General features: G+C 67.1%; 19 protein-coding genes and 1 other RNA gene. 8 read left to right on the top strand and 12 right to left on the bottom strand.

What is annotated here, in order from left to right; genetic code table 11:
- Positions 1-9 precede the first annotated feature (9 nt).
- The 12 genes from M2165_RS25950 to gyrA form a co-directional block, all read right to left on the bottom strand.
- Entirely contained in the window at positions 10-978 is a 969-nt protein-coding gene (locus M2165_RS25950; protein ID WP_280817426.1) for a TRAP transporter substrate-binding protein, read from the bottom strand.
- A 171-nt stretch (positions 979-1149) separates the two neighbouring features.
- The gene (locus tag M2165_RS25945; protein WP_280817425.1) at positions 1150-1509 is read right to left on the bottom strand and encodes a helix-hairpin-helix domain-containing protein; all 360 of its coding nucleotides are present in this window, start codon (positions 1507-1509) and stop codon (positions 1150-1152) included.
- Between the two features lie 150 nt (positions 1510-1659).
- Positions 1660-2838, bottom strand: a complete 1179-nt coding sequence (lapB, locus tag M2165_RS25940) for a lipopolysaccharide assembly protein LapB (protein ID WP_280817424.1) — start codon at positions 2836-2838, stop codon at positions 1660-1662.
- Complete coding sequence (locus M2165_RS25935) at positions 2828-3178, bottom strand: LapA family protein (protein ID WP_280817423.1); 351 nt, start codon at positions 3176-3178, stop codon at positions 2828-2830. The genes lapB and M2165_RS25935 overlap by 11 nt, the downstream gene beginning before the upstream one ends.
- Positions 3179-3227: 49 nt before the next feature.
- Positions 3228-3554: an integration host factor subunit beta gene (locus M2165_RS25930; RefSeq protein ID WP_280817422.1), complete on the bottom strand. Its 327-nt coding sequence runs from the start codon at positions 3552-3554 to the stop codon at positions 3228-3230.
- A 73-nt stretch (positions 3555-3627) separates the two neighbouring features.
- On the bottom strand, positions 3628-5316 hold the full coding sequence (gene rpsA, locus M2165_RS25925; protein WP_280817421.1) for a 30S ribosomal protein S1: 1689 nt from the start codon (positions 5314-5316) through the stop codon (positions 3628-3630).
- A 230-nt stretch (positions 5317-5546) separates the two neighbouring features.
- A complete protein-coding gene (locus M2165_RS25920; protein ID WP_280817420.1) occupies positions 5547-7556 on the bottom strand; it encodes a bifunctional 3-phosphoshikimate 1-carboxyvinyltransferase/cytidylate kinase in 2010 nt (669 codons plus the stop codon).
- Between the two features lies 1 nt (position 7557).
- The gene (locus M2165_RS25915) at positions 7558-8442 is read right to left on the bottom strand and encodes a prephenate dehydrogenase/arogenate dehydrogenase family protein (RefSeq protein ID WP_280817419.1); all 885 of its coding nucleotides are present in this window, start codon (positions 8440-8442) and stop codon (positions 7558-7560) included.
- A 13-nt stretch (positions 8443-8455) separates the two neighbouring features.
- Positions 8456-9577 carry a prephenate dehydratase gene (gene pheA / locus M2165_RS25910; protein ID WP_280817418.1) on the bottom strand — a complete coding sequence of 374 codons (1122 nt, stop codon included), beginning with the start codon at positions 9575-9577 and terminating at the stop codon, positions 8456-8458.
- Positions 9578-9602: 25 nt separating this feature from the next.
- Complete coding sequence (gene serC, locus M2165_RS25905; RefSeq protein ID WP_280817417.1) at positions 9603-10736, bottom strand: 3-phosphoserine/phosphohydroxythreonine transaminase; 1134 nt, start codon at positions 10734-10736, stop codon at positions 9603-9605.
- Between the two features lies 1 nt (position 10737).
- On the bottom strand, positions 10738-11334 hold the full coding sequence (locus M2165_RS25900) for a DUF2059 domain-containing protein (protein WP_280817416.1): 597 nt from the start codon (positions 11332-11334) through the stop codon (positions 10738-10740).
- Positions 11331-13976, bottom strand: coding sequence for a DNA gyrase subunit A (gene gyrA / locus M2165_RS25895; RefSeq protein ID WP_280817415.1), 2646 nt, complete (start codon positions 13974-13976; stop codon positions 11331-11333). The genes M2165_RS25900 and gyrA overlap by 4 nt, the downstream gene beginning before the upstream one ends.
- Before the next feature lie 226 nt (positions 13977-14202).
- Here gyrA and ompA point away from each other — a divergent pair, with 226 nt between their 5' ends.
- The 8 genes from ompA (at position 14203) to M2165_RS25855 (ending at position 21460) form a co-directional block, all read left to right on the top strand.
- Positions 14203-14859, top strand: a complete 657-nt coding sequence (gene ompA, locus M2165_RS25890; protein WP_280817414.1) for an outer membrane protein OmpA — start codon at positions 14203-14205, stop codon at positions 14857-14859.
- Between the two features lie 71 nt (positions 14860-14930).
- Positions 14931-15659 carry a bifunctional 2-polyprenyl-6-hydroxyphenol methylase/3-demethylubiquinol 3-O-methyltransferase UbiG gene (ubiG, locus tag M2165_RS25885; protein ID WP_280817413.1) on the top strand — a complete coding sequence of 243 codons (729 nt, stop codon included), beginning with the start codon at positions 14931-14933 and terminating at the stop codon, positions 15657-15659.
- Positions 15656-16324 (top strand): HAD-IA family hydrolase, encoded by a 669-nt coding sequence (locus tag M2165_RS25880; protein WP_280817412.1) that lies wholly within the window; start codon positions 15656-15658, stop codon positions 16322-16324. Before ubiG ends, M2165_RS25880 begins: the two co-directional genes overlap by 4 nt.
- A 12-nt stretch (positions 16325-16336) precedes the next feature.
- Positions 16337-16721: a transfer-messenger RNA gene (gene ssrA, locus M2165_RS25875) on the top strand.
- Between the two features lie 126 nt (positions 16722-16847).
- Complete coding sequence (locus M2165_RS25870) at positions 16848-17129, top strand: hypothetical protein (protein ID WP_280817411.1); 282 nt, start codon at positions 16848-16850, stop codon at positions 17127-17129.
- Between the two features lie 138 nt (positions 17130-17267).
- On the top strand, positions 17268-18866 hold the full coding sequence (locus M2165_RS25865) for a class I SAM-dependent methyltransferase (protein ID WP_280817410.1): 1599 nt from the start codon (positions 17268-17270) through the stop codon (positions 18864-18866).
- A 63-nt stretch (positions 18867-18929) separates the two neighbouring features.
- Positions 18930-20666 (top strand): gamma-glutamyltransferase, encoded by a 1737-nt coding sequence (ggt, locus tag M2165_RS25860; RefSeq protein ID WP_280817409.1) that lies wholly within the window; start codon positions 18930-18932, stop codon positions 20664-20666.
- Positions 20667-20728: 62 nt separating this feature from the next.
- Positions 20729-21460: a 16S rRNA pseudouridine(516) synthase gene (locus M2165_RS25855; protein ID WP_280817408.1), complete on the top strand. Its 732-nt coding sequence runs from the start codon at positions 20729-20731 to the stop codon at positions 21458-21460.
- Positions 21461-21483: the final 23 nt, after the last annotated feature.

The following is a 21483-nucleotide window of genomic DNA, read 5'->3' as shown; positions in this document are numbered from 1 at the left end:
CGTCTCGCGTCACATCTTCTTGTACGCATCGACGACCGCCTGCCCGTCGGGGCCCGCCTTCTCGAGCCATTCCTTGAGCATGGTGTCGCCGACCTTCTTCATGTCCGCCTTGAGCGCGGGCGAAGGCACGTGCACGGTCATGCCGTTCTTCTTGAGCAGGTCGAGGTACTCGAGGTTCTTCTTCTTCGAAAGCTCCCAGCCGCGCTTCTCGGCATCGGCGGCGGCCTTGCGTACCGCCTCCTGCGTGGGCTTGTCGAGCGCGTCGTAGGCCTTCTTGTTCATGAGCACCGCGTTCTTGGGCAGCCAGGCCTGGGTGTCGTAGAAGTTCTTGATGTACTCGTAGGTCTTGGTGTCGTAGCCGGTGGAGCCCGAGGACATGTACGACTCGATCACGCCGGTGGCCATGGCCTGCGACAGTTCGGCCTGCTGCACAGTGACCGGCTGCGCGCCGACCAGTTCGCCGATGCGGGCCGTGGCGGGGCTGTAGGCGCGCCACTTCACGCCCTTGAGGTCGGCGGCCGATGCGATCTCCTTCTTCACGAAGATGCCCTGCGGCGGCCAGGCCACGGTGTAGAGCAGCACGATGCCCTGCTCGGCGAGCTTCTTCTCGAGCACGGGCTTCTGCGCCTGGTAGAGCTTCCAGGCCGCGTCGTAGCTGTCGGCCAGGAACGGAATGCCGTCGGCACCGAACATCTGCCATTCGTTCTGGTAGTTGACCAGCAGGATCTCGCCGAGCTGCGCCTGGCCGCCCTGCACCGCGCGCTTGATCTCGGGCGCCTTGAACAGCGAGGCATTGGCATGCACGGTGATCTTGAGCTTGCCGCCGCTGCCCTTCTCGACATCGCTCGCGAACTGCGTGATGTTCTCGGTGTGGAAGTTGCTCGTCGGGTAGGCGGTGGGCAGGTCCCACTTGGTCTGCGCGAAGGCTGCGGCGCCCAGGGTGAGGCCTGCGAGGGCGATGCCGAACTTGTGATTCATGGGCTCTCCGGAACGTATGAAAGTGAAAACGAAGGCGAGCATACGTGCAAATTCCGGGCCACTTGTGAGGCATTTCCCTGCCACGCGGCGGTGCTGCGCGCATGAAAAAGCCGCCTTGCGGCGGCTCGATGCGCAACTCGCTGCGGGCCGGTCCCCGGCCCGCGTCGCGGATCAGGGCTTGGCGGCCTTCGGTGCCTCTGCGCCCGTGGCGGCCGCCTTGGTGGTGCTCTTCGCCATCTTCTCGGTCTTGGCCGCAGGGGCCGCACCGCCGAACGCCTTGCCGTTGATCGTGAGGCCCTCGGCCGAGAGCTTCTCGGCCTTCTTCTCCTTCACGCCCTTGATGCGCGCCATGAAGTCGGGCCAGTCCTTGAATTCGCCTTCCTTGCGTGCATCGAGGATGCGCTTGGACATGGCCGGGCCCACGCCCTTGATGCCGTCGAGTTCGGCGACCGTGGCCTTGTTGACGTCGACCGCGGCAAACGAAGCGACGGCGAAGAGCATGGCCAGCGTGGCGAGGATTTTCTTCAACATGTTTTCAAACTCCCTGATTGATTGTTGATTGAACTTCCGCCGGCGAGATGCCGGCGCGCGTTCAACGGGACCAGGGAGAGGCGGGTTGACGCCGTGCGACGTCGATACCGCGTGGATGACCATTGTTCCGAACCGTGTTCGGAACGTGGCTCAGAGTTCCTCGACGCGGCGCGGCGGGTAGCTGTCCCAGGCCTGGCAGCCGGGGCAGTGCCAGAAGTACTGGTGGGCCTCGAAACCGCAGGCGGCGCAGCGGTAGCGCATCAGCGGGCGCGTGGCCTGGTCGAGCGCGCGCTGCACCTGGGGATGGAACTGCTCGTGCTCGAAGCGTTCGCCCGCGAGCCAGCGCGACGCGGCCACGAGGGAAGGCTGCTGCGCCAGGTGCGCGATGTAGCCGTCGCGCGGCGCGAGCGGCAGGCCGTCGGCGGCTGGCGTGGCGGCCTGCGGCGTGCCGCCGAGCGCGATCAGCGCCTCGAGCACGTCGATCGAGGGCGATTCGGCATAGCGCCGCTGCAGCAGCGCGAGTGCCTCGGCTTCGCGGTGCGCCGCCACGGCCGCCTGCTGCAGCGCGGCGGCATAGAGCGGCAGCGCGAGCGGGGCGGTGTCGCTGAGCGCCACCAGGGTGTCGAAGGCGGCGTTGGCATCGCCGTTGCGCAGCTGCAGCGTGGCGGTGTCGATGGCGGGGCGCGGGGCCTGCGGGGCCTGAGCCACGGCCTCGGCCAGCAGGCGCTCGGCCGCGGCGAGGTCGCCGGCCGCGGCCTGCTCGGCGGCCTGCTCGCAGAGGTGATGCGCGCGGCGCGTGCCGTAGCTGGCCTGGTCGGACTCGTCGAGCTTGCGCGCCACGTCGGCGGCCTGGGTCCACTCGCGCGAACGTTCGTAGATGGCCAGCAGCGCGAGCCGGGCCTCGTTCTCGTAGCGCGTGCCTTCGAGCTTCTGCAGCGCGGCCTCGGCGCGGTCGAGCAGGCCGGCGCGCAGGAAGTCCTGCGCCAGCGCATGCTGCGCGCGCTCGCGGTCGGCGCGGCTCAGGTCGCCGCGGCCCAGCAGGTGCTCGTGCACGCGTACCGCGCGCTGGTACTCGCCGCGGCGTCGGAACAGGTTGCCGAGCGCGAAGTGCAGCTCCTGCGTGTCGGGGTCGTTCTGCACGGCCTCGATGAAGGCGTCGATGGCCTGGTCCTGCTGCTCGTTGAGCAGGAAGTTGAGGCCGCGGAAGTAGGCCTTGGGCGCCTGCCTGTTCTCGAGCTTGAGCTGCCGGATGTCGAAGCGCGACGCGAGCCAGCCCAGCACGAAGGCGACGGGCAGGCTGATCAGCAGCCAGCTGGGATCAAAGTCCATGTTGACGTACGGCAGGGAGGTCGGTGGCGGAAAGGGCGGGCGCCGCGACGGGCGCGGGTGCCGGGGCGGTGGTGCTGCCGGTGGTGGCCGGGGTCTGCGCCGGCACCGCGGGCGGCTGCTGGGCCGAGGCCGCCGCGCGGTGCTTCCACCAGCCCGGCAGCATGCCGAGCGCACCCACCACGAGCCCGCCCGCGAAGGCAGCGAGCACGACCAGCACCAGCGGCGCGCGCCAGTGCGTGCCGAAGAAGAAGTACACCGTGGCGTCGTGCTGGTTGTTCAGCGCGAAAGCGAAGAGCGTAAAAAAAATGGCTGCCTTGAGCAGCCACAGGAGGTATTTCATAGCCATTCCCGTTGCCGGGGGCATTTTACGTTTGCCACCTGCATGCGGATCACGCCTTCCGGTCCTTGGCCGCCTTGTCGGCGCCGAGTTCGGCGGTGCGTGCGTCGACGGCCTCGCGCAGGGCCTTGCCGGGCTTGAAGTGCGGCACCCGCTTCTCGGGGATCTGCACGCTCTCGCCCGAACGCGGATTGCGCCCGATGCGCGGCGGACGCCGCGTGACGGAGAAGCTGCCGAAGCCGCGGATCTCGATGCGGTGGCCGCGCACCAGCGCGTCGCTCATGGCGTCGAGGATGGTCTTGACGGCGTATTCGGCATCGCGATGCGTCAGTTGCGCAAAGCGGGCTGCGAGTTCTTCGACAAGATCGGAGCGGGTCATAGGCCAGGCAAAAAAACGGGGACGAAAAAAAAGACAGAGCGGCCCCAGGGCCTGCTCTGTCTTCGGACTCGACTTACTTGCTGTCGCTGTTGTCCAGCTTGGCGCGCAGCAGGGCGCCCAGGCTCGTCGTGCCCGCGTTCTCGCGTGCCGACTGCTGGCTCAGGCTGGCCATGGCGCCTTGCTCGTCGACCATGTCCTTCTGCTTGATCGACAGCTGGATGTTGCGGGTCTTGCGATCCACGTTCACGACGATGGCAGTGACTTCGTCGCCTTCCTTCAGCACGTTGCGGGCATCTTCGACGCGGTCGCGCGAGATTTCCGAAGCACGCAGGTAGCCGACGATGTCGTCGCCGAGGTCGATCTCGGCGCCGCGGGCGTCAACCGTCTTGACCTTGCCGGTCACGATCTGGCCCTTGTCGTTCACCGTGGTGAAGGTGGTGAACGGGTCGCTGTCGAGCTGCTTGATGCCGAGGCTGATGCGCTCGCGGTCGACGTCGACGGCCAGCACGATCGCTTCGACTTCCTGGCCCTTCTTGTAGTTGCGAACGGCGGTTTCGCCGGCTTCGTTCCACGAGAGGTCGGACAGGTGCACCAGGCCGTCGATGCCGGCAGCCAGGCCCACGAACACGCCGAAGTCGGTGATCGACTTGATCGGGCCCTTGACGCGGTCGCCGCGCTTGGTGTTCTGCGCGAATTCCTGCCACGGGTTGGCCTTGCACTGCTTCATGCCCAGGCTGATGCGGCGCTTGTCTTCGTCGATCTCGAGGACCATGACTTCGACTTCGTCGCCGAGCGAGACGATCTTGTTCGGGGCGATGTTCTTGTTGGTCCAGTCCATCTCCGAGACGTGCACCAGGCCTTCGATGCCGGGCTCGAGCTCGACGAACGCCCCGTAGTCGGCGATGTTCGTGACCTTGCCGAACAGGCGGGTGCCTTGCGGGTAGCGGCGCGAAACGCCCATCCACGGGTCGTCGCCCATCTGCTTCAGACCCAGCGAGACACGGTTCTTCTCGGTGTCGAACTTGAGGATCTTGGCGGTGATTTCCTGGCCGGCCTGAACGACTTCGCTCGGGTGGCGGACGCGGCGCCATGCCATGTCGGTGATGTGCAGCAGGCCGTCGATGCCGCCGAGGTCCACGAACGCACCGTACTCGGTGATGTTCTTGACCACGCCGCGCACGACTGCGCCTTCCTTCAGCGTTTCCATCAGCTTGGCGCGCTCTTCGCCCATGCTGGCTTCGACCACGGCACGGCGCGACAGCACGACGTTGTTGCGCTTGCGGTCGAGCTTGATGACCTTGAATTCGAGGGTCTTGTTCTCGTAGGGGGTCAGGTCCTTGATCGGACGCGTGTCGATCAGCGAGCCGGGCAGGAATGCGCGGATGCCGTTCACGAGGACGGTGAGACCGCCCTTGACCTTGCCGCTGGTGGTGCCGGTGACGAAGTCGCCCGATTCCAGCGCCTTCTCGAGTGCGAGCCACGAAGCGAGGCGCTTGGCGGTGTCGCGCGAGAGGATGGTGTCGCCGTAGCCGTTTTCAACGCTGCCGATGGCAACGGAAACGAAGTCGCCGGCCTGGACTTCGAGTTCGCCCTTGTCGTTCTTGAACTCCTCGATCGGCACGTACGCTTCGGACTTGAGGCCGGCGTTGACGACGACGTGGTTGTGTTCGACACGCACGACTTCGGCCGTGATGACCTCGCCGGTGCGCATTTCGGAACGCTTCAGGGACTCTTCGAACAGATCGGCAAAAGATTCAGACATTGATGCTTCCTTCCGTCAGGCAGGGTTGGCAGGCGCTCATGCGAAATTGCGTGCGGCTGCGCTGGGGTCTGTAGACGGCGGTGGGTTGTGGGCGGATGGCCCGGTGGGTTGAACAACCGGCGGGCCAGTGCGCTGTCGCGCGAGAAGAGCCTGCCGGAGCGGTAGGCGCCATCGAAATTCCGGTGGCGCCAGCCTTTCGGGTACACCCGAAAGGCCGTCGGTCCCGTCGTTCAAGCGGACTTGAACGGCTGGATTTCCTGCCACCAGTCCAACACCTGATCGATCGATTGCTCGATGGAAAGCTGGGAGTTGTCGAGGTGGCGAGCGTCCTGCGCCGGCTTCAAAGGAGCGATGCTGCGGGACGAGTCCCTGGCGTCGCGCGCTTCCAGGTCGGAGCGAAGACTGTCGAGTGTAGCCGAAATACCCTTTGAAATCAACTGCTTATGCCGCCGCTCGGCGCGCTGGGCGGCGCTCGCGGTGAGAAAGACCTTGAGGGCGGCGTCCGGGAAGATCACGGTGCCCATGTCGCGGCCGTCGGCGACCAGCCCCGGCAGCTGCCGGAAGCGCTGCTGCAGCCCCCAGAGCGCCTCGCGCACCGAGGGAAGGGTCGACACGCGCGAGGCGTCCATGCCGGCGGCTTCGGTGCGGATCTCGTCGCTCACGTCCTCGCCGTCGAGCAGCACCTTGCCTTCGGCGAAGTGCAGCGGCAGGGCGGCCGCGAGCGCGGCGATCCGGGCCTCCTGCTGCGGTTCGGCGCTGAGGCCGGCGCGGCGCATGGCCAGGCCGGTCACGCGGTAGAGCGAGCCCGAGTCCAGGTAGTGGTAGCCCAGCAGGCGCGCCACCTCGGCCGCGAGCGTGCCCTTGCCGGAGGCGGTGGGGCCGTCGATGCAGATCACCGGGATCTCGGTGGCCCGGGCGACCGAGAACAGGGTCTCGAAGTAGTCCGGGAAGGTCTTGGCGACGCAGTGCGGCTCGAGGATGCGCACCGGCAGGCCCGCGGGATTGAAGGCGGCGAGCGAGAAGCACATGGCGACGCGGTGGTCGTCGTAGGTGCGGATGCTCGCGGGCCGCCAGAGCGCCGCGTCCAAGGGATGCACGCGGATGAAGTCGGGGCCCGATTCGACCGTGGCACCGAGCTTGCGCAGCTCGTTGGCCATGGCGTCGATGCGGTCGGTCTCCTTGACGCGCCAGCTCGCGATGTTGCGCAGCGTGCTCGGACCGTCGGCATAGAGCGCCATCACCGCCAGCGTCATGGCGGCATCGGGGATGTGGTTCGCATCGAGGTCGATCGCCTTGAGCGGCCACGCGCCGCGGCGGACCTCGAGCCAGTTCGGGCCGCTGTCGACTTCGGCGCCCATCTGCCGCGCGGCCTCGACGAAGCGGATGTCGCCCTGGATCGACTCGGCGCCCACGCCTTCGATGCGGATCGCGTCCTGGCCCGAGGTCGCGATCGCGCCGAGGCCGATGAAATAGCTGGCGGACGAGGCATCGGCCTCGACGTGGATGTCGCCGGGCGAACGGTAGCGACTGCCCGCCGGGATCGTGAAGCGCTCCCAGTTGTCGCGCTGCACCGCGATGCCGAAGCGTGCGAGCAGGTTCAGCGTGATCTCGATGTAGGGCTTGGAAATGAGTTCGCCCACCACCTCGATCACGATGTCGCGGCTCGCGGCGAGCGGCAGGGCCAGCAGCAGCGCGGTCAGGAACTGGCTCGACACGTCGCCGCGCACGCGGATCGGCGCGTCAAGCACCAGCGCGCCGCGGTCGACCGGACGGATGCGCAGCGGCGGGTAGCCGGGGTTGCCGAGGTAGTCGATGTGGCAGCCGAGCTGGGTCAGCGCATCGACGAGGTCGCCGATCGGGCGCTCGTGCATGCGCGGCACGCCGCTGAGTTCGAAATCGCCGCCGAGCAGCGACAGCGCCGCGGTCAGCGGGCGCATCGCCGTGCCTGCGTTGCCGAGGAAGAGCGAGAGCGCCGCGCCGCCGGATTTCAGCTGGCCGCCGAGCCCGGTGATGCGCAGCGTGCCGCCGGCCGCGCCGTCGATGCCGCAGCCCAGCGCCCGCAGCGCGTCGAGCATCACGCGGGTGTCGTCGGAGTCGAGCAGGTCGTGGACGGTGGTGGTGCCGCTCGCGAGCGCGGCCAGCAGCAGCACCCGGTTCGAAATGCTCTTGGAGCCCGGCAGCCGCACGGTGCCCGAGGCCGCCGCGAGCGCGGGAAGGTCGAGGAAGGCGGTCGAGAACATGTCAGGCGTCCTGCGCCGAGGCGTCGCTGGCGGGCTGCCATGCCGCGCGCGCCTTGCTGGCGGCGGCGATCGAGTGCTCCAGCGCCTGGGCGTCGGCCGCGGTCATCAGCGCTTCGAGGTCGAGCAGCGCCTTGCGAAAGGCCTGCGACTGCTGCAGCACCTGCTCGCGGTTGGCGAGCAGGACGTCGCGCCACATGACCGGGTCGCCGGCCGCGATGCGCGAGAAATCACGGAAGCCCGGCCCCGCGAGGTTCAGGAAGCGCTCGCCCTGCGGCTGCGCGGTCAGCGCGTTGAGGTAGGCAAAGGCCAGCAGGTGCGGCAGGTGGCTCACGGCCGCGAAGGCGCCGTCGTGCTCCTCGTGGGTCATGGTGACCACGTGGGCGCCGATGCCGCTCCAGACCTGCGAGGCGCGCTGGACGTTCGAGCGCAGCGTGGCCTTGACGGGGGTCAGGACCACCTTGCGGCCGGTGAACAGCGACGCCTCGGCATGCTCGACGCCGGACACTTCCTTGCCGGCGATCGGATGCGCCGGCACGAAGTTCGCGAACTGGTTCTGCAGGCCGTGGCGGGCGGCCTCGATCACGTCGCCCTTGGTGGAGCCCACGTCCATCACGAGCGTGTCGTTGGCAATGCCGTGGCGAATGGCCTTGAAGGTGGATTCGGACGCCGCCACTGGCACGGCCAGCAGCACCAGGTCGGAACCGGACACGGCCAGCAGCGCCGAGGGCGCCGCCACGTCGATCACGCCGAGCTGGCGCGCGCGTTCGGTGGTGGAGGGCGACTTGCTGTAGCCGACTACGCGCTTCACCAAGCGGGCGCGCTTGAGCGCGAGCGCGAAGGAGCCGCCGATGAGCCCGCAGCCGATCAATCCCAATTGCTCGAACATGGTGCGCGTCCGATCAGGCTTTGACGGGGTAGGCGCCCAGCACCTTGTAGAACGCGCAGAGGCCGCGCAGCTCGGCCAGCGCCGCCGCCACGTTGGGCTGCGAGGGGTGGCCGTCGAGGTCGATGTAGAAGTAGTACTCCCACTGTCCGGTGCGCGCGGGGCGCGACTCGAAGCGGGTCATGGACACGTTGTTGAGCTTGAGCGGCACGAGCAGGTCGTGCACCGCGCCCGGCCGGTTCGGCACCGAGACGATCAGGCTCGTGCAATCGCGGCCCGAGGCGGGCGGCATCTGCAGCGTCTGCGGCAGGCAGATCACCGAGAAGCGGGTGCGGTTGTACGAATCGTCCTGGATGGCATGCGCCACGATGTGCAGGCCGAAACGGGTGGCGGCGCGTTCGCCAGCCAGCGCGGCCCATGCGGGATTGGATGCCGCGAGGCGGGCGCCTTCGGCGTTGCTCGAGACGGCACGCCGCTCGGCATTGGGCAGGTGCTTCGACAGCCAGGTCTGGCACTGCGCCAGCGCCTGCGGATGGGCCAGCACGGCCTCGATGCCTTCGAGCTGGTTGCTGCTGCGCAGCAGGTGGTGGCGCACCAGCAGGCTGACCTCGCCGACCACGTGCGTGGGCGAATGCAGGAACAAGTCGAGCGAGCGGGTGACCACGCCTTCGGTCGAATTCTCGACGCCGACCACGCCGTACTGCGCGCTGCCGGCGGCCGTGGCATGGAACACCTCGTCGAAGCTGGCGCAGTAGATCAGGTCGGCGGCGCCGCCGAAGTATTCGATCGCGGCCTGCTCGCAGAAGGTGCCTTCGGGCCCCAGCACGGCCACGCGCTGTGGCGATTCGAGCGCGAGGCAGGCCGACATGATCTCGCGCCAGATGGCGGCGACGTGCAGGTCCTTGAGCGGGCCGCCGTTGCTCTTCTGCATCTTCTCGATGACCTGCGCCACGCGGTCGGGGCGGAAGAAGGGCGTGCCTTCGCGCTTCTTGACCTCGCCGACCAGTTCGGCCACGTGCGCCCGCTCGTTGAGCAAGGCGAGCAGTTGCTGGTCGAGCGAATCGATCTGCACACGCAGACCGGCCAGGCTTTCGGAATTGTCGGGAGAAGAGGGTGGAGTGGGGGCGGAGGCGGTCATCGGTGCGAGCGGCTAGGGCATGCGCCTAGGCATGCGATCGCTCGAATTCTCGCATGTAGCTCACAAGTGCTCTCACGCCTTCCAGCGGCATGGCGTTGTAGATGCTCGCGCGCATGCCGCCGACCGACTTGTGCCCCTTGAGCTGCAGCAGGCCCGCTTCGCGCGCGCCGGACAGGAAGGCCTCGTTGCGGCTCTCGTCCTTCAGGAAGAAGGGCACGTTCATGCGCGAGCGGCAGCTCGGGTCGATCTTGTTGACGTAGAAGGCGGAGCCGTCGATGAAGTCGTACAGCAGCCTCGCCTTGGCGATGTTGCGCTGCTCCATCGCGGCCACGCCGGTCAGCTCGCCCTCGGTCTGCTGAAGCAGCCACTGGAACGTGAGCCCGGCCATGTAGATGCCCCAGGTCGGCGGGGTGTTGTACATCGACTTGTTGTCGGCGACGGTCTTGTAGTTGAAGGCGCTGGGGCAGATCTCGAGCGCATGGCCGAGCAGGTCGTCGCGCACGATCACGAGCGTGAGGCCGGCCGGGCCGAGGTTCTTCTGCGCGCCGCCGAAGGCGAGGCCGACGCGGCCCCAGTCGACGCTGCGCGACGCGACGTGCGACGAGAAGTCGATCACCAGCGGCGCGCGGCTGCCGAGCGCGGCCAGGTCCGGCAGCTCGTGGAATTCGATGCCGTTGATGGTCTCGTTGGTGCAGACGTGCACGTACGAGGCGTCCTTGCCCAGCTGCCAGCTGGCCGGATCGGGCAGGCGCGTGTGCTGGTCGCCGGCATTGCTCGCGGCGATGTTCGCCGTGCAATAGCGCTGGGCTTCCTTCTGCGACTTGATGCTCCAGCTGCCGGTGATGACGAAGTCGGCGCTGGTGCCGCGCGACAGGTTCATCGGCACGATGGCGTTCTCGCCGAGACCGCCACCCTGCATGAAGAGGATGTGGAAGTGTTCGGGCACCGCGAGCAGCTTGCGGATGTCGGCTTCGGCCTGGGTGCAGATGGCGCCGAATTCCTTGCCGCGATGGCTCATCTCCATCACGCTCATGCCGCTGCCCTGCCAGTCGAGCATCTCGGCGGCGGCGCGTTGCAGCACCGCCTCCGGCATCGCGGCCGGACCCGCGGAGAAGTTGTACGGACGGGTGCCGGCTGGCGTGGGCTGCTGCGGGGTCACGTCACTTCTTGTTGTTGGAAGAGGAAGACTTGGCCGGGGCCTTGGCGGGCGCGGCGCCTTGCGAGCCGCCGGTCGGCGCGCCGAGCGCCTTGGCGACGTTCTCGTCGAGCGCGCGCATCTTCGGTTCGATCGTCGCGCGCGTTTCCGTCACGAGCTTCTCGGTCAGCGCCGTCTGCATCTTCGGGTTGAGATCCTGGTACTTCTTGCTGAGCGGCGAGTTGATCCAGGCGAGCAGCTGCTTGAGTTCGTCTTCGCTGAAGTTCTGCTCGAGCAGCGGCGTGAGGGCGGCGGGCGCCAGCTGCACGGCCTTGTCGCGCACGATCGGGTAGGACTCGTCGAAGTACTTCTTGAGCTCGGCGTCGGCGGCCTTGGCGGCGGCTTCGCGCTTGGCCTCGGGCACCTGGGTCTGCAGGTACTGCGAACCGGCCTGCGCGATCGGGGCGCTCGACTGCTCGATCAGGCCGCGGGCGAGCGACTCGATGCCAGGGCGCTGCACGTCGATGAACTGCTTGATGAGCGTGGCCTTGTCCTGGGCCATGGCGGCCATCGAGCTGCCGGCCAGTGCGGCGGTCAGAAGTGCGAGCTTGATATTTTTCACTGAGGATTCTCCGTTGAAGATGTGGAAGTATCGTCTGCGCCCGGCTCGCTTTCGCCGTTCGCGTCGTTTTCGACGATACGCTGCAGCCCGCTGAGTTTGGCGCCTTCGTCGAGCCCGATCAGCGTGACGCCCTGCGTCGCGCGACCCAGCTCGCGAATCTCGGCAACCCGGGTGCGCACGAGCACGCCCTTGTCGGTGATGAGCATGATCTCATCGTCCGCATGCACGAGGGTGGCGGCAACGACCTTGCCGTTGCGCTCACTCTGTTGAATCGCGATCATGCCTTTGGTTCCGCGGCCATGACGCGTGTACTCGGTAATGCTTGTGCGCTTTCCGTAACCATTTTCGGTGGCGGTGAGCACGCTCTGCTGCTCGTCCTCGGCCACCAGCATGGCGATCACGCCCTGGCCTTCCTCGAGCATCATGCCGCGCACGCCGCGCGCATTGCGGCCCATCGGACGGACGTCGTTCTCGTCGAAGCGCACCGCCTTGCCGCCGTCGCTGAACAGCATCACGTCGTGCTTGCCGTCGGTCAGCGCGGCGCCGATCAGGTAGTCGCCCGCGTCGAGGTCGACAGCGATGATGCCGGCCTTGCGCGGGTTGCTGAACTCGTCGAGCGCAGTCTTCTTGACGGTGCCCATCGAGGTGGCCATGAAGACGTACTGGTCGGCCGGGAAGTTGCGCTTCTCGCCGGTCAGCGGCAGCGCCACGTTGATCTTCTCGCCTTCCTGCAGCGGGAACATGTTGACGATCGGACGCCCGCGCGAGCCGCGCGAACCGGCCGGCACTTCCCAGACCTTGAGCCAGTAGAGCCGGCCGCGGTTCGAGAAGCACAGGATGTAGTCGTGCGTGTTGGCGATGAAGAGCTGGTCGATCCAGTCGTCTTCCTTCGTGACGGTGGCCTGCTTGCCGCGGCCGCCGCGCTTCTGCGCGCGGTACTCGTTGAGCGGCTGGCTCTTGATGTAGCCGCTGTGCGAGAGCGTCACCACCATGTCGGTGGGCGTGATCAGGTCTTCGGTCGAGAGGTCGTAGGCGCTGTGCTCGACCAGGCTGCGGCGCGCGCCGAGCTTCGACTGGCCGAACTCCTGCTTGATGGCACCGAGCTCTTCTCCGATGATGACCGACACGCGCTCGGGCTTGGCCAGGATGTCGAGCAGGTCGTCGATCTCGGCCATGACTTCCTTGTACTCGGCCACGATCTTGTCCTGCTCGAGGCCGGTCAGGCGCTGCAGGCGCATCTGCAGGATTTCCTGGGCCTGCGTTTCCGAGAGGCGGTAGAGGCCGTCGGACCCCATGCCGAACTCGCGCTCGAGGCCTTCGGGGCGGTAGTCGTCCGCATTGACCACGCCGCCGTCGGCGCGGCTGCGCGTGAGCATCTCGCGCACGAGCTTGCTGTCCCAGCTGCGGCTCATGAGCTCGGCCTTGGCCACGGGCGGCGTCGGCGCGTTGCGGATGATCGCGATGAAGTCGTCGATGTTGGCGAGCGCCACCGCGAGGCCTTCGAGCACGTGCCCGCGGTCGCGCGCCTTGCGCAGGTTGAAGACCGTGCGCCGCGTGACCACCTCGCGGCGGTGCTGCAGGAAGACCTCGATCAGGTCCTTCAGGTTGCACAGCTTCGGCTGGCCGTCGACCAGCGCCACCATGTTGATGCCGAAGGTGTCCTGCAGCTGCGTCTGCTTGTAGAGGTTGTTGAGCACCACCTCGGGCACTTCGCCGCGCTTGAGCTCGATCACCAGGCGCATGCCCGACTTGTCGGACTCGTCCTGGATGTGGCTGATGCCCTCGATCTTCTTCTCGTGCACCAGCTCGGCCATGCGCTCCTGCAGCGTCTTCTTGTTGACCTGGTAGGGGAGCTCGTCGACGATGATCGCCTGGCGCTGGCCGCGGTCGATGTCCTCGAAGTGGCACTTGGCGCGCATCACCACCTTGCCGCGGCCGGTGCGGTAGCCGTCGCGCACGCCGTTGATGCCGTAGATGATGCCGGCGGTGGGGAAGTCGGGCGCCGGCACGATTTCCATCAGTTCGTCGATGCTCGCCTGCGGATTGCGCAGCAGGTAGAGGCAGGCGTCGACCACCTCATTGAGATTGTGCGGCGGAATATTGGTCGCCATGCCGACGGCAATACCGCCGGAGCCATTCACCAGCAAATTCGGCAGCTTGCTCGGAAGAACCCTGGGTTCTTTTTCGGAGCCGTCGTAATTGTCCTGAAAATCGACCGTTTCCTTGTCGATATCGGCCAGCATTTCATGCGCAATTTTGGCCAGCCGGATTTCCGTATACCGCATTGCGGCCGCGTTGTCGCCGTCGACCGACCCGAAGTTGCCCTGGCCGTCGACCAGCATGTGGCGCATCGAGAAGTCCTGCGCCAGCCGCACGATCGTGTCGTAGACCGACTGGTCGCCGTGCGGGTGGTACTTACCGATCACGTCGCCCACGATGCGGGCGGATTTCTTGTACGCCCGGTTCCAGTCGTTGTTGAGCTCGTGCATCGCGTAGAGCACGCGCCGGTGCACCGGCTTGAGGCCGTCGCGCGCATCGGGCAGCGCCCGGCCCACGATCACGCTCATGGCGTAATCGAGATAGCTGCTGCGCATTTCCTCTTCGAGACTGATGGGCAGGGTTTCTTTGGCGAAAGAGGTCATTGAGCGGAGAGGCTGGGCGGCAGAAGGCGAAATTTTACGCTCTGAGGGGTGTCGCTCCGCCGCAACACAAGGCCGCTATTCCGCCTCCGTCCTACGCTTCGCGGGCGTCCGGCGGCCTGTTTGCCAAAGACCCTATGGCACAATCGCCTCAACGTTTTGGGTGGTGGTCACTTAAAGCGTCCTTGATTCGCAGCGCGGCTGCGGCTTTTTCCCCAAGAGGAGAACCATGAAGAAACTGAATAAAGTGGCGATGATGTTTGCAGTCGCTGCGCTCGCCACTGCCGCCGGCGCGCAGACCCGTGTCACCGCTGCGAATGGCGGTCCTACGATTGACAACTGGCAAAACGGCACCGGCGAACTGGTCTGGAAGAACGGCACGAACGAACTGTGCTGGCGCGATGCCAACTGGACGCCCGCCACCGCTGCCGCTGGTTGCGACGGTGCCCTGGTTCCTGCTGCCCCCGCCGCGGTTCCGGCTGCTCCTGGCGCTGCTCCCGCTCCCGCTGCACCTCCCGCAGTGGCCGCTTCGAAGGTGACCTTCGCCGCCGACGCCTTCTTCGACTTCGACAAGTCGGTCCTCAAGCCCGAAGGCCGCGCGAAGCTGACCGACCTGGTCGAGAAGATCCGTGACGTCAACCTCGAAGTGATCATCGCCGTCGGCCACACCGACTCGATCGGTTCGGACGCCTACAACCAGCGTCTGTCGGTGCGTCGCGCCGAAGCCGTCAAGGCCTTCCTGGTCTCGAAGGGCATCGAACGCAACCGCGTCTACACCGAAGGCAAGGGCGAGAAGCAGCCTGTGGCTGACAACCGCACCAAGGAAGGCCGCGCCAAGAACCGCCGCGTGGAAATCGAAGTGGTCGGCACCCGCGCTACCCGCTGATTCGATTGAATCGCTAAAAGGAACCCCGCTTCGGCGGGGTTTTTTTATGCCTGCCGTTTCATAATCTCGGCATGACTGACCAAGTGAATGCCGACCCGGCGGAACTCGCCAAGTTTTCGGAACTGGCCCATCGCTGGTGGGATATGGACGGCGAATTCCGCCCGCTCCACGAAATCAATCCGCTGCGGCTGGAATGGATTGACGGAATTGCGCCGATTTCGCAGCGCAAGGTGCTCGATATCGGCTGCGGCGGCGGAATCCTTGCCGACTCGATGGCGAGAAAGGGCGCCGACGTGCTCGGCATCGACCTCGCCAGCAAGGCGCTCAAGGTGGCCCGCCTCCATGCGATCGAGGCCGGCACGAGCGGCGTCAAGTACCGGGAGATCAGCGCCGAGGCGCTCGCGGCGGAGCAGCCTGCGAGCTTCGACGTCGTAACCTGCATGGAAATGCTCGAGCACGTGCCGGAGCCCGCGTCGGTGGTCCAGGCCTGCGCCACCCTGGTCAAGCCCGGCGGATGGGTGTTCTTCTCCACGATCAACCGCAACCTGAAGTCCTTCATGCTCGCGATCGTCGGCGCCGAATACGTGCTCGGCATGCTGCCTCGCGGCACGCACGAATACGCCAAGCTGATCCGGCCCAGCGAACTGGCCAACCACTGCCGTGCGGCCGGCCTCGACCTGCGGCACACGCGCGGCATGGAACACAACCCGCTCACGCGTCGCTACTGGCTCAGCGCGGACACCAGCGTCAACTACATGTTCGCCACGCAGAAGCCGGGCACGACGGGATCGCCGGCGTGAGCGGGGCCGTCATTCGCGCCGTGCTGTTCGATCTCGACGGCACGCTGATCGACAGCGCGCCCGATCTGGGCGCGGCGGCCGACAAGATGCGCACCGACCGCGGCCTGGCGTCGTACCCGCTCGAGCGCTACCGCTTCATGGCCGGCGCCGGTGCGCGGGGCATGCTGGGCGTCGCGTTCGGCATCACGCCCGATTCGCCGGAGTTTCCCGAACTGCGGGAGGAATTCTTCAAGGCCTACGAAAACCGCATGCTGCTCAACACGCAGGTGTTCGACGGCGTGCCGGCGCTCATCGACGCGATCCGTGCGCGCGGGCTCGCCTGGGGCGTGGTCACCAACAAGTCGGCGCGTTTCACCGTTCCGCTCACGCGTGCGATTCCGCTCTTCGGCAGCGCGGGTGCCATCGTGAGCGGCGACTCCACGCCCTTTTCCAAGCCGCATCCGGAGCCGCTGTACGAGGCGGCGAGGCGCCTTGAAGTGCCCGCCGACGCCTGCATCTACGTCGGCGACGACGAGCGGGACATCATCGCCGGCCGTGCCGCGGGCATGCGAACCATCGCAGCCACCTACGGCTACATGGGCCCGCAGGCCGACGCCACGCTCTGGAATGCCGATGCCGCGATCTCTTCACCCCTGGAGCTCTTGAAGTTTCTCGATCCGGCCTAAAATGGTCGGCTTGGGGCTGCACTGGTTTCGACGTGGGTTCGGAATCGCAGCGGGGCATGTCGAGCTGAATGCGCTCGTAAAACAGATTCAAACAAACTAACTGCAAACGACGAACGTTTCGCACTCGCTGCTTAATTGCCAGTGAGCCTTGCAACAGTTGGCCGATGGGCTGGGCAAGGGGGTCTGGAGCGATCCTGACCTCCCGGCTGCAAGGATAATTACATGGGCTGGCTCCGATCCGGGTACCTTGGGTCGGGGCGAGAAAATAGGGTGCTGGCGTCCGGTGTAGCGTGCGACTGCGCGACATCGGAAGCGAGATCCAAAACAGATCGCTAAACATGTAGAACTGCGCGAAGAAGGCTTGCGGACGGGGGTTCAAATCCCCCCAGCTCCACCATATTCATCCAGCTCAGGGCCGCTTCCTTCGAAGCGGCCCTTTTTTCTGGAGCGCCAGGCGGCACTCTCGACAGAAGTGGCCCTCGTCCGACGGCTCGGCACACCGCCGTGCACGATCGTCGGGCCCATGCCCGCACTCAGAAACATCGCCGTCACGGTCACCGAGGACGAGGAGGGCGCCTACCGCTGGCGCCTGGTCGAACTCGAGGACGAGCGCTGGCAGGTGCTGGGCCGGCAGCGCCGGGCCGTCAAGACCTACCAGGCGGCGATGGCGGCCGGACTGCTCGAACTGCAGGCAATGATCGACGATCTCGACCTCGGTCCCCGCGAACCGGAAGCCGAGCCGCGCAGGCCCGCGAAGAGCGGCACGGGCTTCGGCTTCGGATTCGGACTCCCCAAGATCGGTTGAGGACGGCACAAGCGTCGTACGGCCTTGTTTTGCCCCGGCGCAAAGCTATAGTCGGCAAGCCCGGTCGCGCCTGCCGCGACCGCGATCACTCCTCGACAGGGCGCCGCCGCCGGCCGCCTCGATCCATCAAAGGACGCCGTGCCCGACACATCGATTTCGACGCTCACGAGCTACTACGACGCGGTGCCGTACGAGTCGCATCCGTTCCCCCAGTCGGCCATCGAGCACCTCGAAGCCATCGCCTTCCTGTTCGGCCTCGATGCGCCGCCGCCCGCACGGGCGCGCGTGCTGGAGCTCGGCTGCGCGGCCGGCGGCAACCTGATCCCGTTCGCGGCGCGGCATCCCGAGGCGCAGGCGCTCGGGCTCGATCTCTCGCGCGTGCAGGTGGCAGAGGGCGTCGCCGCGATCGATCGGGCGGGCCTTGCGAACGTGGCGCTGCGCAGCTTCAATCTCGCCGACGTGGATGCGTCGTTCGGCCAGTTCGACTACATCGTCTGCCACGGGGTGTACAGCTGGGTGCCGGGGCCGGTGCAGGACGCGATCCTGCGCGTGTGCGCCGAGAACCTCGCGCCGAAGGGCGTGGCCTATGTGAGCTACAACGTCTATCCGGGCTGGAAGGCGCGCGAGATCGTGCGCGACGCGATGATCCTGCGCGGCGGTCCACGCGACACGCCGGAAGAAAAGCTGGCCTACGCGCGCGGCATGCTCGAATTCCTCGAGCAGTCGGCGCGGCCCGACAGCGTGCTCAAGAAGACGCTCGACGAAACCATGCCGATCGTGCGCAGCGCCAGTGGCTACTACCTGCTGCACGAGTTTCTCGAGCCCTGCAACTCGCCCTGCTACTTCAAGGAGTTCGCGCAGCGGGCGGCGGGCCACGGGCTCGCCTATCTGGCCGATGCCGAACCTTCGACGATGTTCGTGCAGAACTACGGCGAGAAGGTCCGCGAGCCGCTGCTGCGCGAGTGCGGCGGCAGCCAGATCCTGATGGAGCAGTACCTCGACTTCCTGGTCAATCGCACCTTCCGCCAGACGCTGCTGGTGAAGCAGGAGCGCGCCGCCAACATCCGCTATCGCCTCGATGCGGCGCGGATCCGCGCTTTCGAGTTCGCCGGCGTGTTCGCCACGCCCGACGGTCGCGGTCCGACGCTCGATGCGGGCGAGCAGCCCTGCACGGCGCTGCGCAACGTGTCGATGGTGCTGCGCCTGCCGGTGCAGAAGGCGCTGGCGCAGGTGCTCGATGCGCACTATCCGGCCAGCCTGCCGTTCGAGGCGCTGCTCGCCGCGGTGATCGAGCGCACAGGGGCGCTGCGCGCCTCGGCCGAGCCGGCCGTGCTGGCGATGCTCGAGGAACTGGTGATCCTCGGTGCGGTGCGCATCCGTCGCACGCCGGTACCGGCTGCCGCGGAGGTGTCCGCCCTGCCGCGGGCACTGCCGTCGGTGCGCACGGCGCCTGCCGTGGCGGCGTCGGCCGGACAGCAGCCGGCCACCGTCTGCAACCAGTGGCACGAGGCCGTGGCGCTGTCGCCGCTCGAACGCAGTCTGCTGCCCCTGCTCGACGGGACGCATTCGCACGAGATGCTGGCGGCGCACCTGGCGGCCGAAGTCCGTGCCGACCGGCTGCGCTTCGTCCAGAACGACAGGCCGCTGACCGATCCGAAGCTGCTGGACGACTTCGCGCGCCAGCAGGTGGCGCAGGGCCTGAAGGACCTGCGGCGCAAGGCGCTGCTCGTCGCCTGACCGGCAGCCGTCGTTTTCTCCTGTTCCATCCGTCCTCATTCCATTCCAAGGAGGTCTTCCGACATGCAGCCAATCCACTGGACCCCGAAATTGCGCGCCGCCGTCGCGGCCGCGCTCGTGCTGGCGGGCGCCGGCGCCTCCCACGCGGCCTCGCAGGCGCCCGTCGCTGCCGAGCACGGCATGGTCGTGAGCGCACAGCATCTCGCCACCAAGGTCGGCGTCGACGTGCTCAAGCGCGGCGGCAATGCCGTGGATGCGGCGGTCGCCGTGGGCTATGCGCTGGCGGTGGTGTATCCGGCCGCGGGCAACCTCGGCGGCGGCGGCTTCATGACGCTGCAGCTCGCCGACGGCCGCAAGACCTTCCTCGATTTCCGCGAGAAGGCGCCGCTGGCCGCCACGGCCAACATGTACCTCGACAAGGACGGCAACGTGGTCAAGGGCCTGAGCACCCACGGCCACCTCGCGGTCGGCGTGCCCGGCACCGTGTCCGGCATGGAGTACGCGCGCGAGAAGTACGGCACGATGAAGCGCGCCGACCTGATCGCGCCGTCGATCCAGCTGGCCGAGAAGGGCTTCGCGCTGGAGCAGGGCGACGTCGACATGCTGCTGACCGCGACCAACGACTTCAAGAAGGACCCGGCCTCGGCCGCGATCTTCCTCAACCAGGGCGAGCCTTTCGCGGTCGGCCAGAAGCTGGTGCAGAAGGACCTCGCGAAGACGCTGCGCGCGATCAGCGCCAAGGGCGTGGACGGCTTCTACAAGGGACCGGTCGGCGCGGCGATCGTGGCGTCGAGCCAGGCCGGCAAGGGCATCATCACGCAGGCCGACCTCGACCAGTACAGGACGCGCGAGCTGGCGCCGGTCGAGTGCGACTACCGCGGCTACCGGGTCGTCTCGGCGCCGCCGCCGAGCTCGGGCGGGGTGATCATCTGCGAGATGCTCAACATCCTCGAAGGCTATCCGCTCAAGGAGCTGGGCTTCCGGTCGGCGCAGTCGGTGCACTACCAGATCGAGGCCATGCGCCATGCCTACGTGGACCGCAACAGCTACCTCGGCGACCCCGATTTCGTGAAGAACCCGCTCGAGCGCCTGCTCGACAAGGGCTACGCCGAGAAGATCCGCGCCGCCATCGACCCGAAGAAGGCCGGGGTCTCGAAGGACATCAAGCCGGGCGTGCCGCCGCACGAAGGCAGCAACACCACCCACTACTCGATCACCGACCAGTGGGGCAACGCGGCCTCGGTGACCTACACGCTGAACGACTGGTTCGGCGCCAAGGTCACGGCCGACAAGACCGGCGTGCTGCTCAACAACGAGATGGACGACTTCACCTCGAAGGTCGGCGTGCCCAACATCTACGGACTGGTCCAGGGCGAAGCCAACAAGATCGAGCCCGGCAAGCGCCCGCTGAGCTCGATGAGCCCGACCATCGTCAGCAAGGACGGCAAGCCAGTGTTCGTGGTCGGCACGCCGGGCGGCAGCCGCATCATCACGGCCGTGCTGCACACGATCCTCAACGTGGTGGACTACGGCATGAACGTGCAGGAGGCGGTGGACGCGCCGCGCTTCCACCAGCAGTGGCTGCCCGACGTCACCAACGTGGAGACCTTCGCGCTCAGTCCCGACACCCGCAAGATCCTGACCGACATGGGCCACAACCTGGGCGTGCCGCAACCCGCCAACCACATGGCGGCGATCCTCGTCGGCGCGCCCTCGCTGGGTGGCAAGCCGGTGGGCAACAACCGCTTCTACGGCGCCAACGATCCGCGCCGCAATACCGGTCTGGCGGCGGGCTACTGAAAGCCTGAGACACTCCGGGGCGGCCGCGGGCACGAGCCTCCGGCCGCCTTTTTCGGTTTTCCATGCATCTGCAAGACATCCTCTATTCCCAGGGCTTCGGCACGCGGCGCGTGTGCGCGGGGCTGATCCAGCAAGGCCACGTGCGCATCGCGGGCGAGCTGGCGGACGATCCTTTCGCCGACCTGGAGCCCGAAGGGCTGCGTTTCACGGTGCAGGGCACCGAGTGGGCCTACCACGAGAAGGCCTACCTGATGCTGCACAAGCCGGCCGGCACCGAGTGCTCGCAGAAGCCTTCGACCTATCCGAGCATCTACACGCTGCTGCCGTCCCCGCTGCGCCTGCGGCCCAACAAGGGCGCGGTGCAGGGCGTGCAGGCCATCGGCCGGCTCGACCAGGACACCACCGGCCTGCTGCTGCTGACCGACGACGGCCAGTTCATCCACAAGATGGGATCGCCGAAGCACCACGTGCCCAAGGTGTACGAGGTCACCGCCAAGCATCCGGTCGACCCGGCGCAGATCGACCGGCTGCTGGCCGGCGTGGTGCTCGACGACGACCCGAAGCCGGTGCGCGCCGCCGCCTGCGAATCCGACGGGCCGCTGCACCTGCGGCTCACGCTCACCGAAGGCAAGTACCACCAGGTCAAGCGCATGCTGGCCGCGGTGGGCAACCGGGTCGAGGCGCTGCATCGTTCGCGCATCGGCACCGTGGCGCTGCCCGACGACCTGGCGCCCGGCCAGTGGCGCTGGCTCGAGGCGGCCGAAGTCGCCGCCTTGCGCGCGCCGGCGAAATAACTGCGAATTCGAGGGTTCGGCGG

The sequence above is a fragment of the Variovorax sp. TBS-050B genome (assembly GCF_029893635.1).
GTDB lineage: Bacteria > Pseudomonadota > Gammaproteobacteria > Burkholderiales > Burkholderiaceae_C > Variovorax.
Note: the sequence above shows the minus strand (reverse complement) of the source record. Positions and strands in the feature narration are given on the sequence as shown.